The organism is Paenibacillus sp. sgz302115 (assembly GCF_056120445.1).
The window spans coordinates 536,638-552,687 of the sequence record NZ_JBVYOK010000003.1; the positions used below are offsets into that span (position 1 = coordinate 536,638).

Genomic DNA, 16,050 nt, shown 5'->3' on the forward strand with positions numbered 1-16,050 from the left:
TTTTTGTGGAGGTATTATATATGGCTAAAAAGGTTACTATGCAAAAAATCGCCGATCATCTCGGTGTGTCCAAGTTCGTCGTTTCCAAATCGCTCTCCGGCAAAGGCGGCGTCAACGAAACCACCCGGGAGCGGGTGATTCAGGCGGCATCACAGCTGGGATATTTTACACAGAAAAATGCCTATGTGCAAAATGTCAAACGTCCCTCCCAGGCAGCGGGCAGTGACCGGAACAAGCAATCTGTCCTCGTGCTGATGCCGAATATCCGCTCACAAACCCAGGATTCGCTCTATTGGGGCAAAATTGTCGATGGAATCGCGCTCGCCCTGGATCAGGAGGGCCTTGGGATGGTTATTGTGTCTGAGCACCGTGCCGATAATTTCATCAATGTCCTCAACCCTAGCGGCCTGCTCGGCCTTATCGGTGTGGGACAGATTCCCACTTCACAATTGTTGGAGGTGCATCGTATCGGCCTGCCGATGGTGCTGATAGATCATGAGGACCCGCTAATTCCAAGCGATACGGTGTTCGCGGGCAACATCGACTCCATGACCCGGCTCAGCAATCATCTGATGGGGATCGGCCATACTTTGTTTCATTTTATCGGCAATATCCGCTATTCCCGCAGCTTCCGCGACCGCTGGATCGGCTTCCGCAGCGCGCTGGAGGAGAGCGACATGAAAACTCCTGCCGGCAATGACGAGATGCTGCTGCTGGAAGGGATGGATGACGGCAGTTTCCGTGAAGAGTTCAAGCTCTGGATGATCAAACGCAAAAAGAACAAAACCTTGCCGACCGCCCTCCTCTGCGCAAATGACTCCACTGCGCTTACAGTCTGTGAGGTGCTGCGGGAAGAAGGGCTTGCCATCCCGGCTGACATTTCGGTGACGGGCTTTGATAATATAGAGGATGCTGCGCGGGGCGTGCCGCCGCTCACCACCGTGCATGTGCCCAAGGAAGCTATGGGCCGGGCCGCAGTAGAAAAGCTGCTGAACCGTATCCATAACCCGTCTACGCCGCTGGAGAAAATCCTGATCTCCGCTGATATCGTCCATCGGGATTCTGTGGCGGGGCCTCGGGGGTAGCATCCATGAGCTATGATGTACATATCACAAGGGCGGATCATTGGAGCAATAGTGAGAGCAAGCCGATTTCTTTGGAGGAAGCCAAGGTTTATTTTGCCGCAACAACCGGTTTTGAGTATACGAATGAACTCTCTCACCAGACCCCATTTGGAACTTTGACCATAGGCGGTGAATTTTTCATCTGGAGTGATGGGAATAAGAAGATTCCTTTCCGCTATCATGAGGGACGAATCACAGTTTCTGGAGCGGATGATTTTGCAATTTGCAGGATGAAGAAAGTGGCTCAAGCGCTTGCAGCGGTCGTTCAGGGCGACGAGGGGGAGATTTACTAATTTGGCTAATTTTATGGACACAGGAGATGATCTATTGAGCGCTGTATTGACAGACCCGACGACACATAAGGATTGGATTGTGCCGCATTCGTTTCAGTGGTATGCCGGACTGGGGAGCCTGACCGGGAAATACGCTTATCCTTGGAAGTCGACGGTTGCGGGACCGGATGCGGAGGAGATTTTTGCCCAGGAGGTTGCCGGACTGGTTCCAGGAAAAAGAGTGCTCGACATCGGCTGTGGTCATGGAGATTTTACCATTCAGTGGAGCCCTGTCGTACAGCACATTGTCGGACTCGATGTCACTGCGGATTTTATTCATACTGCGAGCAGAACGGCTCTTGCCAATGTGTCATTTGTGACGGCTAACACCAAGCACAGGCTCCCTTTTGAGAGCGATGAGTTTGATTGCGCCTATAACCGCAAAGGCCCTGCCTCCGGGTACCCTGAGCTTACCAGGATCATCAAAAAGGGCGGCCGGCTAATCGCTCTTCACCCCGGCGACAGGCAGTCGCCTGAATTGTCACTGCTTTTTCCGGGTCTTTTTGGTCCGCAACAGGAGGGGACTCCGGGATTGGATAAGATTGAGCAGTATGTAAAAGCAAGCGGGTTCGCCGCAGCTAACATCGAGACGGTCACCGGCACATATTATTTGCACGAACCAATCGACGTTGTACGCATGCGCTGCTTCGGGCAGACATCTGCGGTGCATGAAATGGTGATAAGGGACAACATGCCCGAGATCAACCGGATCTTTGCCCGGCATCAGACCGATCAAGGCTTGCCAACCACAGCAGACTATTACATACTCCGCGCAACAGTTTAAGCTAAAGAAAGGCGGCCCCAGTGAAATTCCACTAGGGCCGCCTTTCTTTCTGCTAACTCTCCCACAAAATGAACTTGAGAAACAACACCATTAAGGGTGAAGTGACGGAGGGGAGGTTTGGAACTGAGGAGCGGTAGCGTCCGAAAGTCCAAACACTTCCCGCAGTTACGCCTACCACCCAAAATGCACGGCCCTCAATTCCATCCTGCCAACACCCCACAAAATGAACTTGAGAACCCCCATTAAGGGTGAAGAAACGGAGGGGAGGTTTGGAACTGTAGGAGCGAACGCGTCCGCCTTTGTATTCAGATGTTATCCGCTAAGCGATATAATAAAAACATCTGAATACAACAGCGGCCGGAAGTCCAAACACTCCCCGCAGTTACGCCACCACCCCAAATGCAGCTCCCTCTCAAGTTCACCTTAACCCTACTTTAGATTCCGCTCAATCAAAGCAATCCGCTGCTGCACGCAGGCGTAAGAGCGAAGCGGGTCCTCAGGTGTGTTCAGCACATAATCAAGCATCTGGTCAACCGTTGTAGTTGCCACATGGATGCGGGTGTCGGAGGAAGCGTAGTAAATATAGATGTCTCCATTGTCACGGGCGATTACGCCGTTGCAGAAGACTACGTTGGATACGTCACCGATGCGTTCTTCACCGTCTGGAGCGATAAAATGTCCGCCCGGAGCATGGGTTACTTTATTAGGCTCTTCCAGGTCGGACAGGAAGGCATACAGCACATAACGCAGTCCGGCAGCAGTGTTGCGCACGCCGTGGGCGATGTGCAGCCAGCCGCGTGGTGTTTGGATAGGTGCCGGGCCTTGGCCGTTCTTCACTTCTTTAATGGTGTGGTAATAGCGCTGGTCCATGATGGTCTCGCTGGTGATTACAGCATTCTCGATGGTATCGGACAAGCCCCAGCCGATGCCGCCGCCGGAGCCGGCGTCGATGAAGCCGTCCTGCGGACGGGTGTAGAAGGCATATTTGCCGTCGACGAACTCAGGGTGCAGCACAACATTGCGCTGCTGGGCGGAGCCGGTTTTCAGGTCGGCGAGACGTTCCCAGGTTTTCAGATCCTTGGTGCGGGTAATGCCGCATTGGGCAACAGCGCTGGAGAGATCGCCATGAGGAGCATCGGGATCTTTGCGTTCGGTGCAGAACAGGCCGTAAATCCAGCCGTCGGCATGTTTTACCAGACGCATGTCATAGACGTTGATGTCCGGATCTTCGGTCTCAGGCAGCACGACAGGGTGATCCCAGAAGCGGAAGCCGTCCACACCGCTGTCGCTTTCGGCTACGGCGAAGAAGGATTTGCGGTCATTGCCTTCCACGCGGGCGACAATATAGAATTTGCCGTCCAATTCGATTGCGCCCGGGTTGAAAATACCGTTCACTCCGATTCTTTCCATGAAATAAGGGTTAGTCTCCGGGTTGAAGTCATACCGCCAGATAAGCGGCGCGTGCTCCGCTGTAAGCAGCGGGTATTGATAGCGGTCATAGATGCCGTTGCCGTAGGGGGCTTTCTCATTTTTACGTGCGATCAGCGCCTCATAACGTTCTGTTAATTGCTGTTTGCGTTCCTCAAAGCGTGTTGTCATTATTTTGTCTCCTTTATAGTTAGTGTAAGCCGTCCAATCATTTCGAAGCAGGCTCTGCTGTTATGATAAGGACATTTCCATGCGCTGACCTTCGGCTCGTGAACCAAAGGCTGCAACGTTTCGTCAACGCCCCAGTACCATTCGCCCAGCTTGTGGTCGACGATATATTTATTGGTAAAATTCCAGGAGTTGCTGGCAGCTTCCAGAAAGCGCACATCGCCGGTCATCTGATAGGCATTGTAAAAGCCGACAATGGCCTCAGCCTGCGGCCACCAGTCTCTGGATTTTTCGATCAGGCCTTTGCTGTCAGCCTCATTCCAGATTCCGCCGTCCCCGGCGATTCCTTCGGCAAGCGTAGCTTCGGCCATCGAGACAGCTACTTTGCGCACCCGCTGGAGCAGCGCCTCATCCCCAAGCACTTCAGCCGCTTCAACCAGCAGCCAACTGCCTTCAATGTCATGCCCGTAAGAGATACGTTCTGATTTTACATGCCACTCTTCATCAAGGAACAGGTGGAAATGTTTTCCTTCGTCGTCAATAATGTGGTCCAGCATCGTTGCAATCAGCTCGGCCAGCTTGCCCTTCAGCTCATCCGATTTCCATACCCGGTACAGTCCGGTGTAGCCTTCCAGCACATGCAGATGGGTGTTCATGGACTTCTTCTCGTTCATATCCTTGGTGCTGAGCGTGAGATCGTCAGTCATCTGCCATTCCTGGGACAAAGCTTCAATATAACCCCTATAAAGGGGATCATAGCCGTACTTCTCAACCAGATGGAACAGCTCCACAGCTTTATCCAGCACATCCTTACGTCCGGTAGCATGGTGGAATTCCGACAGGGCATAGATGGCGAAAGCCTGCCCGTAAATTTGTTTTTTGGGCTGGGAAGCTGCACCTTTCGCATCGACCATCCAGTAGAAACCGCCATACTCTTTGTCCGTGAAATACTGGAGCAGATAGTCGTAGGCACGTTCGGCCATCGCAAGATACTCATCTGTGCCGTATAGGCGGTAAGCGCTCGCAAATGTCCACAGAATCCGCGCATTCAGCACAAGACTTTTCTCTGCACCGGCTACGACATTCAATTGGCTGTCGATTTCACCGGCAAAACCGCCATGCTCTTCGTCCAACGTGTGCTCCATCCAGAAGCCCAAAATGTTGTTCTTCAGCTCATTCTCCATTTCTTGCAGCCAAACTTCAGGTGAATTGCTCATATGCTTCGGTTCACTCCCTTATTACAATATTGGTCTTGGAGCTGTAATACTCCCTAACAACGCCCGCAGCCGTTTTGCCGTACATGCAGTAGTCGTCGTTGCCAGCCGCCGCTTCCAGCGGATAAAGTCGCGCGGGCCAATCCCAGAGCATAAAGCCCTGAACCCAATCCCGGCCTTCACAGCTACGGAACATTGCCTGGTAATACCGGCGCTGCTCTTCCTCACAGGGTTCACCCTTTAAGGACCAGTCATTGGGGATGGCGGCGCTGCCTGTACGGCTGGGGCAACCCGCTTCCATGAAGAAGAAGGGCTTGTTATACTGCTTCACCACGGCTTCGATCCGGTCAAGCTGCGCTTCCCAGTCATGCTCGGGATAATAGCCGCTAGAGGAGATCACATCCAGGTCATCCCACCAGGTCACGTTGTCCTCTTGATATTTGTCGCAATTATAAGTGAGGATTCCGCTGTACAGCTTGCGGACTTCGGCAATCAGGGCCCGCCATTCATCCGCCCGCCTGTCTGACATCACCAACTCACAGCCGATGCAGAACATCTCGCAACCGCTTTCTTCAGCAATCGCAGCATAATGCAGGATGAAGTCAGTATAAGAGCGGAACCATTCCGACCATTTGGGCTCGCAGGGAACATCCTTGTCGAAAAAGTTGATGTGGGCCCGCCAGGTGCCGTCTGCACAATTTACAATAGGCTTCAGGCAAACCTTGAGCTCAAGCGACTTCGCCTTGCGGATCGCCCATAGCACCTCTTCGTCGGTAACCGTCGGCTTCTCCCAGTAAGGGATTTCAGTGGATTGTGCAGTGGCCTGAATTGCGCTGAAGGCAATGGCCGTCCAATTCGCACCGGTTACAGATTTCATAAGCTCCATAGAGGTCTCAGCCTCTTCATTTGCCCAAGTGCCGCGTTTCCCCATGAAACCCCAGGTTACGCCTCCGACATATTCGTTCTCTAGTAGCATACTCAGACAACCTCGCTTTATAGAATAGTAGGAGAAAGATCATAGAAACATTTTAGATAATTTGTTATATTGTTATTATTATTTTGTTAGTTATTAATAACAATACAGATTAGTTATAACCCTTTTTATGAAGGATTTCAAGGGTAAAATGAGCAAAGTAAAGAGAAGACTATAAAAGAGCAACACAGCACATTTGCTACCTGAGAAATTGCGCATATAATTGATAATGATAGCGCAATCATTACGGGCGGAAACATAACTGGAGGCGATTAGCTAGTGATCAAGGTTATGATTGCGGATGACGAGGAAGTAATCCGGCGCGGGCTTGAAAAGATTACTTCCAGAATGGATTTGGAAGTTAAGGTTATCGGCTCCTATGGCAATGGGGCGGAAGCCTGGAATCATCTCCGGGAGCTCACCTTGGAGGATATAGACCTTCTAATTACGGACATTAAGATGCCTCGGATGGATGGCTTCGGGCTGATTGAGGAGGCCAGGGGGCATTTGAAGGAGCTGCCCATCGCCGTACTCAGCGGGTTCAGTGAATTCGAATATGCCCGCAAGGCTATGCGGCACGGAGTGCTTGATTATTTGCTTAAGCCGATTGAAAAAGCTCAATTGTACGATTTACTCAAAAGTGTCGCGGACAACAAGAAACTGAAGGAAGCGGCATCCGAGCCGGAAGAAATACCGCATGGCGGGGAGCATTATGTTGTTGAGCAAACCAAGAGCATTCTGGAAAAGGAATACGGCCAGAATTTTGAATTAGAGCGTTTGGCGGAGACGGTAGGCATGAATGCGAGCTATATCAGCCGTTTGTTCAAATATAAGACAGGCCAGACGATTACGGATTATCTGATCGGCATCCGGATCGCCAAAGCCAAGGAGCTGCTGACCGGACAGCCTGATCTGAAAAATTACGAAATCGCCGAGCGGGTCGGCTACAGTGATCCTGTCTATTTCAACAAGCTGTTCAAGAAAATGTGCGGCATGACCCCTAAGGATTACAAAAGCGGTTACAGAGTCCCTAGAGGCTAGCTTCAATTGCAAGCTATATTATAGGAAAAGATTTTCTGCGGAGGGTAACGAACCCTCCTTTTTTTGCTGTCTTTTTCATAAAAATAGATAACAAATTAAAATAACAGAAAACAAAAATAACAAATAGAAGACCAGAAAAAACAATTGAAACCATCGTTTTGATTTTGAAAACGATTTATAATGTGTTTGTAAGCGATAACATCATTACTTTTCAGACGAAGCAGAGAATACATTGATTTTTTCTGGAATTCATTCGTCAAGTTGTGATGATTATTGTTAGTGTTTTGTTATTATCAACGCCAGGAGTCAAAATGAAGAGAGGGGTCAACAAAACTATGAAGAAAACCAAAGCAGTTACAAGTTTGGCAGCGCTGACGCTGATGGCCGGTTTGTTTGCAGGTTGTTCATCGAACAACAATAACACGGACAATGCAGCAGCAACGAACGCAGGAAATACAGGAACTAACACTGAGGCGACAGCCGCTCCAGAGGGCGATGCGGCAGCTAAGGATATCAAAGGCGATATCACGGTAATCACACAGAGAACGGACATTGTTGATACCGTATTCAAAGATTACGCAGCAAAGTTCAATGAGAAATATCCGAATGTCAAAGTAAACTTCGAAGCGTTGTCCAGCTATGAAGATCAAATCAAAATCCGCATGAGCACCAGCGATTACGGTGATGTGCTGCTGCTGCCAACCAGCGTAGCGATTAAAGACCTGCCGGACTTTTTTGAGCCGCTGGGCAAAATGGCCGATCTGGAGAAGCAATATACCGGTCTGGAGGAACGCAGTGTAAACGGCATTTCTTACGGTATTCCGATTACAGTTAACTTCTCCGGTGTCATTTACAACAAACAAGTATTCAAGGATGCGGGAATCACTGAGGTTCCTAGAACCTTCGACCAGTTCATGACCGCTCTGAAAAATATTAAGGAAAAGACCAAAGCGGTTCCGCTCTATACAAACTATGCTGCCGGATGGACATTGACCCAGTGGGAAGCTGATCTGGCAACCGTTGCCGGCGACCGTGATTACGTGAACATCGGCCAAGTGGCTTCTGACGACAACTTCGTTAAGGGACAACCGCACTATGACCTGTACAAACTGATGTATGACGCAGCCAAGAATGGCCTGATCGAAGAAGACCCGACAACAACAGATTGGGAATCCTCCAAGGCTGATCTGGCGAACGGTAAAATCGGTACAATGATGCTCGGATCTTGGGCGATTGGCCAGATCAAAGGGGTTGCTACCAACCCTGACGATGTCGGCTTCATGCCTTTCCCTACCAACGCCAGCAAAGTTCTGGTTCCGCTGTCCGATGACTACAACCTGGGCATCAGCATTCACAGCCAGAATAAAGAAGCGGCAAGAGCATGGGTGGACTGGTTCATCAACGAATCCGGCTATCCTACCACTGAAGGCGGCGGCATGAGCCCGGTTAAAGGCTCTGCACTTCCGGAAATCCTCAAGCAATTTGATGGCACAGACGTAACCTTTGATACGATTGCTCCTGCAAAAGCCGGCCAAGAGGGCTGGGTGGATGCCATCGACAAGGAAGCTGAAATCGGCCTCTGGCAGCCTGACTTCAAGAAGGTCATCATCGAAGCTGCAATCGGCAACAGAAAAGATTCCTTCGACGATATCATGAAAGGCCTGAACGATAAATGGAAAGCGGCAAGAGCTAAAGTTACTGCCGGAAAATAAGTCAGCACTAGACTAGACGCAGGAGTGAAGACAGATTCAAGAGAACGGGAAGATGCCGGAAGGGGCATTTTCCCCTTCACTTTTGCGGATTGGAGCAGGATTTGGAGTCGTAAGCATGTGTTCTTATAGGAGGTGTGGAGAGTGCCCAAATTGTCCAACATGAGCTATAAAAATCAGCGGATTTTGATCATCATTTTATTTTCCTTGGTTCCGGTAGTTTTGCTGCTGACCTTCTCATATTTGCCTGTGTTCAAAATGTTCCAGTACAGCTTCACAAGCTGGGACGGCTTTAGCAAGCATATGGAATATGTCGGGTTCGACAATTACAAGACGATTTTCACCAAACCGGAGTATTTCGCCGTATTTAAAGTCAGCTTGTACTACTTCTTTGCCACCTTTGTCCAGATGGGGCTGGCGCTTTATTTTGCCACAATTCTAAGCTTTAATGTCCGTTTAAAGAACTGGTTCAAAGGAATTCTGTTCTTCCCAACACTCTTGAATGGTGTAGCCATCGGTTTCATCTTCCTGTTCTTCTTCAAGCCGGAAGGAACCCTGAATACCATCCTTGATCTCGTCGGGCTTGGAGCCTTGCAGCAGAAGTGGCTGCTGAATCCTCACCTGATCAATATTTCCCTTGCTTTTGCATCGGTATGGAGATATATGGGGATGAACTTTATTATTTTCCTTGGAGCGATTTCCTCCATCGGCAATGACATTTACGAGGCTTCGGAAATTGACGGCGCCAACCGCTGGCACCAGTTCCGGCACATTATCCTTCCGAGCATCAAACGTATTTTGCAGCTCAATCTGATCCTCGCCGTAAGCGGAGCGATCGGTGTATTCGAAATTCCGTATGTCATGACCGGCGGTTCCAATGGCAGCGGCACGTTTGTCATCCAGACCGTCGATGTGGCCTTCAAATACAGCAAGCTGGGCCTCGCTTCGGCAATGGCCGTTGTGCTTCTGGGTATTGTTGTTCTTGTTACTATTCTGCAGCGTGTTCTGATAAAGGAGGAGAAGTAAGAACTATGCATACTTTTAAATATACCGCAGCTTCTTTCTTCAAATACCTCACTTTAGTTCTGGGAGCGCTGATGGCGCTGATTCCAATCGTCGTGGTCTTCTTCGCCTCCCTGAAAACAAATGCCGAGTACGCCTCGACAGGTCCGCTTACTCTGCCGGAGAACTGGCTGAATTTCTCCAACTACACCAAAGCCTTTGTAGATGGCAACATGCTGCGCGGCTTTATGAATACTATTATTATTGTGCTGATCTCCATTGCCGGAGCTACACTTACCGGTTCGATGATGGCGTACATTCTGGCCCGTTTCAGATTCAAGGGCAGCAAGCTGCTTATGGGAGCTTTTCTGCTCGCAACGCTGATTCCAGGGGTAACGACCCAAGTGGCTACCTTCCAGATCATCAACTCGCTGGAATTGTTCAATACCCGCTGGGCGCCGATCCTGATGTACCTGGGTACGGATATTATCGCCGTCTATATTTTCATGCAATTCCTGGACTCCATTTCCGAATCGCTGGATGAATCGGCGATGCTGGACGGAGCTTCGTATTGGACGATTTACTGGAGAATTATTTTACCGCTGCTGAGTCCCGCGATTGTAACGGTGATTATTGTGAAGGGCGTCAACATCTACAACGATTTCTATACGCCTTTCCTCTATATGCCAAAAAGCAGTCTGCAGGTCGTATCCACCGCGCTGTTCAAATTCAAGGGGCCATACGGCTCACAGTGGGAGGTTATCTGCGCCGCGATTATGATTGCAATCATTCCGACGCTCATAGCATTCGTAGCTTTGCAAAAGTACATTTATAACGGTTTTGCGCAAGGGTCGGTAAAATAAAACCCGGTAAGAGCAAACACCCGCTAAAGATTCTAGCACGCGTAACAATAATCGCAGCCGCTGCTGCGCTAAATCTGGAGGGATTTTATTTATGAAAGAAGTTAAGCTGATTGGATGTAAAAATGTGCCGAACATGCCTTGGCAGGACCGACCTGCCGGAAACGACAATCCGGTCTGGAGACATGACAGCAACCCGGTTATTAAAAGAAATCCGGCGAAAGGCGTTGCGCGCATCTTCAACAGCGCCGTTGTCGCTTATGAAGGCAGCTTCCTCGGCGTATTCCGTGTAGAAGACAACACTACCCGCCCTCACCTGCGGATGGGCTACAGCGCTGACGGTCTGGACTGGAAAATTGACGATAGCCCGATTCAATTTGTGGACGAAGCAGGCAATCCATATATGCCGCGCTATGCTTACGACCCGCGCCTGGTTAAAGTTGAAGATACCTACTACATCATCTGGTGTACAGATTTCTACGGTGCAGCTATCGGCGTAGCCAAAACTCAGGACTTCAAAACCTTCATCAGCCTGGAAAATCCGTTCCTGCCGTTCAACCGCAATGGCGTGCTGTTCCCGAAAAAAATCAACGGCAATTTTGTGATGCTGTCCCGTCCGAGCGATAGTGGACATACGCCTTTTGGCGATGTGTTCCTGAGCGAAAGCCCTGACTTCGTGTACTGGGGCAAACACCGCCATGTTATGACCAAAGGCGGCCAAGGCTGGTGGCAAAGTGTCAAAATCGGCGGCGGCCCTGCGCCAATCGAAACCACCGAAGGCTGGCTGATGTTCTACCACGGCGTTACCGGAACCTGCAACGGTCTCGTGTACAGCATGGGCGCAGTAATCCTGGACAAGGATGAGCCGTCGAGAGTAAAATACCGCTCCAAAAACTTCGTGCTTACACCGGAAGAATGGTATGAGGAAAGAGGCTTTGTGAACAACGTGCTCTTCCCTTGCGCCACCCTGAATGACGCCGAAACCGGCCGCATCGCCATCTACTACGGCGCAGCCGACACCTATGTAGGCGTGGCTTACACCACTGTGCAAGACATCGTGAACTACGTGATCGAGACCCATGAAGAGGTCGGCGACGATGCCGGTCTGGGTAAGATCTAGGACGGTAGCGGGGCCTGTCTCCTGCTTACTGAGCTGAGGGGCACTCTATTGCAGAATGTACAGCAGATAGTTGCTTTTTCACTCGAAAAACTGAATCTGTTGCACTTCCTGCAGCAGATTCAGCCCAAAAGTAACTATATCGTCCTTTCTTGCGATTTCTACTGTACAAAGTGCAACAGAAATCCCGTTTACCTTGTTTGCAGGCGATTCTGTTGTATAGACTGCAATAAAATTGAACGAGGATACTGGTCCTGAGTATTCAGTTTCCAGCAGTTGACCTTGTCTGTAAGTGTTCTGCAGCGAGTGGCGGCCATCTTGGTGGCCTGCCACGTTGCTGCATCAGCCGAAAACCCATGCGTAATGGGTTTTTCGTTCTGTTTTGTTTTTGAAGTGATGCTGCACCGCTCTGAGCACCAGCTAATTGTATTTGCTGCAACTAAAAAGATCAGCAAACCCGTTTTTTTAACGATAAATGTATTCTGTACAGTTAAAAATGGCGGAAATGCTTCTTTAGCTCAATTGCGGTCAAGCTAAGTGTACAGAGTGCAACTAAATCCGTTTCAGTGCAAAAATAGGCTTCTTTAGTTGTATGAAATACAGCTAGAGCTTGGGCGACGAAACTAAATGAAGCGGTTTATGCAGTTGTTTTCAGGTTAAATCCGAGTTATTGGATTTACTTGTTCTTGCAAACCCTGTGGTGAGTGAAACGGAACGGAGGGGAATGTTGAGTGGAGAAGCGTAGCGTTCGCCTGAAAGCTTTCCGAAGGAAAGCTCGCTTCGGAAGCATATGCTGTTCCCGGATTTCTACCGCCCAGCGGTATAAATCAGGAAATCCGGGAACAACAGCGATCGGAACCAACATTCCCCGCAGTGACCCACACTCACCCCCCATTTTGCCCAACACATTCAATCCCAACCCTAAGGAGGATTCACTATGACAAGCGAAAGATCCCTGCCCCAGCTAAAAGCCTACGAAGGCAGCAGCCCAAAACCGGCGGATTTTGATCAATTCTGGGACCGCGCCCTGCGCGAGCTCGATGCCCAGCCGCTGGACTATGAACTGGTGCCGGCGGAATTCACCAGTGAGCTGGCGGAATGCTTTCATCTATATTTTACCGGAGTGGGCGGAGCCAGAGTTCACTGCAAATATGCAAGACCGAAGAAAGCGGCGCAGGAAAAAGGCCGGGGTATTGTAATCTTCCACGGTTATTCCTGCGATAGCGGTGATTGGATGGAGAAGGTCGCGTATGCTGCGCACGGAATCAGCGTGCTGGCGATGGACTGCCGGGGGCAGGGAGGATTGTCCGAGGATAATCTGACCGTACAAGGCACAACCATCCGCGGCCACATCATCCGGGGGCTTGACGACCCGAATCCGGACAACCTGTATTACCGCAACGTGTTTCTGGATACCGCCCAGACGGCGCGGATTCTGATGAGCATGCCGGAAGTGGACCCTGCACGGGTGGGGGCTTACGGTTGCTCCCAAGGGGGAGCTCTGACCGTTGCCTGCGCCGCGCTTGAGCCGCGTATCTCTATGGCGGTCCCGGTCTATCCGTTCCTCTCTGACTACAAACGGGCCTGGGAGCTGGATATCACCACCTCGGCTTATGAGGAGATCAATTATTACTTCCGCTTTTTTGATCCGCATCATGAACGGGAGGAAGAGATTTTTAACCGGCTGGGTTATATTGATATTCAGAATTTGGCAAGCCGAATCCAGGCCAAGGTGTTATGGGTGACCGGACTTGCGGATACGATCTGCCCGCCTTCAACGCAATTTGCCGCATACAACAAAATCACAGCACCAAAAGATCTGATGGTCTATTACGAATACGGTCATGAGTATCTTCCATATCTTGCTGATCGAACGCTGCAGACATTCATGACCTTGTAACGGGTATCTGTGCAAGAAGACAGTGAATCTGACAGTGATTTTTTGAGCAAACAAGCAGCAGGAAATAAAGGTTATCTTACCCGGCTGCATCCCTCCAAGTCGCTAGGGATGCGGCTTTTTCCCGTCTTTTTCATTGCAGAGATGGCGATAACTCTAAGGTTAGACGAATTCACAATCAGCAGGACATCCCAGGTTCCCGAAAACTTTACGCGCGGCAGCATCGACCGGCAGGAAAACCTCAATTTGCGGATATACACGGCTACCTGCAGAAATCGAAACCTGTCTGTAGCGAATGGGAACAAGCTCGCCGGAGCTTTCCATTCTGGCTAATATGGTTTGTGTATGATCAACCTTTTCCTCTGCATCCTGCACATTCAGATATTCGTCCACGTTATATTTCTGGAATCTATGAAACAATTTTTGATACCACGCATCATAACGGGAGAGCATGTGCTCCCTCTTGATCGCGTGTATCCCGTTTATGGCGTGTGCCTTCCACTGCTCGAACGACGCTTTGTCGAAAGTGGAGCGGGGCCGGATAGGCAAATCGGAATTAAAATGAAAATCGACCCTGTTCATTAAGCCATCGTACGAACGGTCGAGCGGGATATCGAACAAACGGCGAAACGGCTCGTTAACCCCCTTGATGTCCTGTGTGTGTGTTACGATCATGGCGGGAAAGGGAATGCCTCTCATCGTTTGATGCGCCCACTCCAATGCATGCTCCAGTGCCCGTCCCTCCAATTCAGTCTGGATCGGAAGATAACCTGCTGCCAAAAGCAGATCGTTACGCTCGTCAAAAGTGCATTCAAGATATTCAGCAATATGGATGATCGTCTGACGATCCGGTATGCGGCGGGAACGCCCAACCAGCAGATTTTTATACGAAGGAAAGGCCTCGTCGTTCAGCTCCTGTTGGGTAAATCGTTTCAAGGACGGGTGAGGCCGATCGGCAAGCATGTGCTGGCGTTTCATCCGCAACGCTTCAATCTCGCCCAATACGATTTTAAGTCTGGAATTCTCTGTATGTATGTCCATCTTCTCTTCCCTTCTTTTACGAAGTGTAGTTCTGCACTTGGGCCGATCATTGATTTAAAGTATACTCCTCAATGAAATCGAAAGTCATCTAATGACACACAACCAATCCATGGAGGAGATACAATATGATTCGTGCCATTGTAGTTGATCCGCTTGCTCCGTCACATTTGGCGTTCAAGGAAGTTGATGCACCACAGGCCCAGCCCTGGGAAGCTCTCGTGCAAGTGAAGACCGTCTCTCTCAATCGCGGTGAAGTGATAGACGCCAAGGATCAGGAAGTATCAAGCAGACCCGGCTGGGATTTCGCCGGAATTGTCATCGAGCCGGCCAAGAGCGGCGCAGGTCCGCAAAAAGGGGCTCGGGTTGCCGGTTTGCTCCCGAAGGGGGCGTGGAGCGAGCAGATTGCCGCCCCTGTATCGATGCTGTCCGAAATCCCGGACAAGCTCACTTTTACGGAGGCGGCGACCTTACCCGTAGCCGGCCTGACGGCGCTTAATGCACTCCGAAAAGGCGGCATGCTGCTCGGCAAGCGCATTTTCATTACAGGCTCTACCGGCGGAGTTGGGCTGTTCACCCATCAGCTTGCGGCCCAGTCCGGCGCATTCGTCGTAGGTACGGCCAGCACGGAAGAGAAGGCCGTGCTTGTTCGAGAGGCTGGAGCCGACGAAGTGGTCATTGGATATTCAGCAATTTCATCAGCCCGCAAATTCGGGCCGTACGATCTGATCATTGATTCGGTAGGCGGCGATACACTGGCGGCGTTGCTGCCGCAGCTTGCGCCACAAGGCATTTGCGTTGCGGTAGGATTTTCCTCTTCGAATACGGCGACGATCGATATGATGAATCTGGTGACCAGCGGAGGAAGAACCTTGTACAGCTTCTTTCTTGGAGAGGAGCTCACTCGTCAATCAGCCGCGAACGATCTGAGCTTGCTGGCCCGGCTGACCGCAGACGGGCGGTTAACGCCCCGGATCGAAGTGGAGGCGCCTTGGACCGAAATTGACACCGTCGCCCGCAATCTGATGGAGCGGAAATTCTCCGGAAAAGCCGTGCTTCACTTAGGTTGATTGTAAAGATAAGTCTTAGGCATTATCTCCGCAGCCGCTTCTTCCATTTGGAAGGAGCGGTTTTTTATCGAAATATAAGATTTTATATGTTTCACACCATAAATTATCCTTATATTTCTCGCTGAAACGGAAACCGTCCTTATAAGGACGGCCAGGCTGTCGAGAAAGTCTCGACGGCCTTCTTTATGTGATCTTGATTTCACACGACACCGCGTTAATGTTATATAATATAGGTAACTATTTATAGAACGGATGGTGTGTCAGCATGCTGCGTTCCAATCGAGAAAAACAAC

15 protein-coding genes are annotated in these 16,050 nt (G+C 50.3%); 10 read left to right on the plus strand and 5 right to left on the minus strand.

Features of this window, described 5'->3' with window-relative positions:
- The first annotated feature begins 20 nt into the window (after positions 1–20).
- From AC0LWN_RS10525 to AC0LWN_RS10535, 3 genes are read left to right on the plus strand one after another with little or no spacing between them, the layout of a single operon-like run.
- On the plus strand, positions 21–1,085 hold the full coding sequence (locus AC0LWN_RS10525; RefSeq protein ID WP_474664956.1) for a substrate-binding domain-containing protein: 1,065 nt from the start codon (positions 21–23) through the stop codon (positions 1,083–1,085).
- A gap of 5 nt (positions 1,086–1,090) precedes the next feature.
- Positions 1,091–1,417: a hypothetical protein gene (locus tag AC0LWN_RS10530; RefSeq protein WP_474664958.1), complete on the plus strand. Its 327-nt coding sequence runs from the start codon at positions 1,091–1,093 to the stop codon at positions 1,415–1,417.
- Positions 1,418–1,451: 34 nt separating this feature from the next.
- A complete protein-coding gene (locus AC0LWN_RS10535; protein ID WP_474664960.1) occupies positions 1,452–2,240 on the plus strand; it encodes a class I SAM-dependent methyltransferase in 789 nt (262 codons plus the stop codon).
- Positions 2,241–2,669: 429 nt separating this feature from the next.
- Here the strand turns inward: AC0LWN_RS10535 and AC0LWN_RS10540 are convergent, their stop codons facing one another.
- From AC0LWN_RS10540 to AC0LWN_RS10550, 3 genes are read right to left on the minus strand one after another with little or no spacing between them, the layout of a single operon-like run.
- Positions 2,670–3,839 carry a glycoside hydrolase family 130 protein gene (locus AC0LWN_RS10540; RefSeq protein ID WP_474664962.1) on the minus strand — a complete coding sequence of 390 codons (1,170 nt, stop codon included), beginning with the start codon at positions 3,837–3,839 and terminating at the stop codon, positions 2,670–2,672.
- On the minus strand, positions 3,839–5,053 hold the full coding sequence (locus AC0LWN_RS10545; protein WP_474664965.1) for an AGE family epimerase/isomerase: 1,215 nt from the start codon (positions 5,051–5,053) through the stop codon (positions 3,839–3,841). The genes AC0LWN_RS10540 and AC0LWN_RS10545 overlap by 1 nt, the downstream gene beginning before the upstream one ends.
- 10 nt (positions 5,054–5,063) lie before the next feature.
- The gene (locus AC0LWN_RS10550; RefSeq protein ID WP_474664967.1) at positions 5,064–6,026 is read right to left on the minus strand and encodes a glycoside hydrolase family 113; all 963 of its coding nucleotides are present in this window, start codon (positions 6,024–6,026) and stop codon (positions 5,064–5,066) included.
- 276 nt (positions 6,027–6,302) lie between these two features.
- Here AC0LWN_RS10550 and AC0LWN_RS10555 point away from each other — a divergent pair, with 276 nt between their 5' ends.
- The 5 genes from AC0LWN_RS10555 (at position 6,303) to AC0LWN_RS10575 (ending at position 11,755) form a co-directional block, all read left to right on the plus strand.
- The gene (locus AC0LWN_RS10555) at positions 6,303–7,064 is read left to right on the plus strand and encodes a response regulator transcription factor (protein ID WP_474664969.1); all 762 of its coding nucleotides are present in this window, start codon (positions 6,303–6,305) and stop codon (positions 7,062–7,064) included.
- Between the two features lie 335 nt (positions 7,065–7,399).
- Entirely contained in the window at positions 7,400–8,776 is a 1,377-nt protein-coding gene (locus tag AC0LWN_RS10560; protein WP_474664971.1) for an ABC transporter substrate-binding protein, read from the plus strand.
- A gap of 141 nt (positions 8,777–8,917) precedes the next feature.
- On the plus strand, positions 8,918–9,799 hold the full coding sequence (locus tag AC0LWN_RS10565; protein WP_474664973.1) for a carbohydrate ABC transporter permease: 882 nt from the start codon (positions 8,918–8,920) through the stop codon (positions 9,797–9,799).
- Between the two features lie 5 nt (positions 9,800–9,804).
- Positions 9,805–10,638 (plus strand): carbohydrate ABC transporter permease, encoded by an 834-nt coding sequence (locus tag AC0LWN_RS10570; protein ID WP_474664975.1) that lies wholly within the window; start codon positions 9,805–9,807, stop codon positions 10,636–10,638.
- 91 nt (positions 10,639–10,729) lie between these two features.
- The gene (locus AC0LWN_RS10575; RefSeq protein ID WP_474664976.1) at positions 10,730–11,755 is read left to right on the plus strand and encodes a glycoside hydrolase family 130 protein; all 1,026 of its coding nucleotides are present in this window, start codon (positions 10,730–10,732) and stop codon (positions 11,753–11,755) included.
- Positions 11,756–11,833: 78 nt separating this feature from the next.
- On the opposite strand, the gene AC0LWN_RS10580 is transcribed toward AC0LWN_RS10575, so the two are convergent.
- The gene (locus tag AC0LWN_RS10580; protein ID WP_474664978.1) at positions 11,834–12,085 is read right to left on the minus strand and encodes a hypothetical protein; all 252 of its coding nucleotides are present in this window, start codon (positions 12,083–12,085) and stop codon (positions 11,834–11,836) included.
- A gap of 604 nt (positions 12,086–12,689) precedes the next feature.
- On the opposite strand from AC0LWN_RS10580, the gene AC0LWN_RS10585 reads away from it, so the two are divergent.
- Complete coding sequence (locus tag AC0LWN_RS10585) at positions 12,690–13,652, plus strand: acetylxylan esterase (RefSeq protein WP_474664980.1); 963 nt, start codon at positions 12,690–12,692, stop codon at positions 13,650–13,652.
- Between the two features lie 159 nt (positions 13,653–13,811).
- Here AC0LWN_RS10585 and AC0LWN_RS10590 read toward each other — a convergent pair whose 3' ends face one another.
- Positions 13,812–14,690: a hypothetical protein gene (locus AC0LWN_RS10590; protein WP_474664982.1), complete on the minus strand. Its 879-nt coding sequence runs from the start codon at positions 14,688–14,690 to the stop codon at positions 13,812–13,814.
- 125 nt (positions 14,691–14,815) lie between these two features.
- Here AC0LWN_RS10590 and AC0LWN_RS10595 point away from each other — a divergent pair, with 125 nt between their 5' ends.
- Positions 14,816–15,757, plus strand: a complete 942-nt coding sequence (locus AC0LWN_RS10595) for a zinc-binding dehydrogenase (protein WP_474664984.1) — start codon at positions 14,816–14,818, stop codon at positions 15,755–15,757.
- Positions 15,758–16,050: the final 293 nt, after the last annotated feature.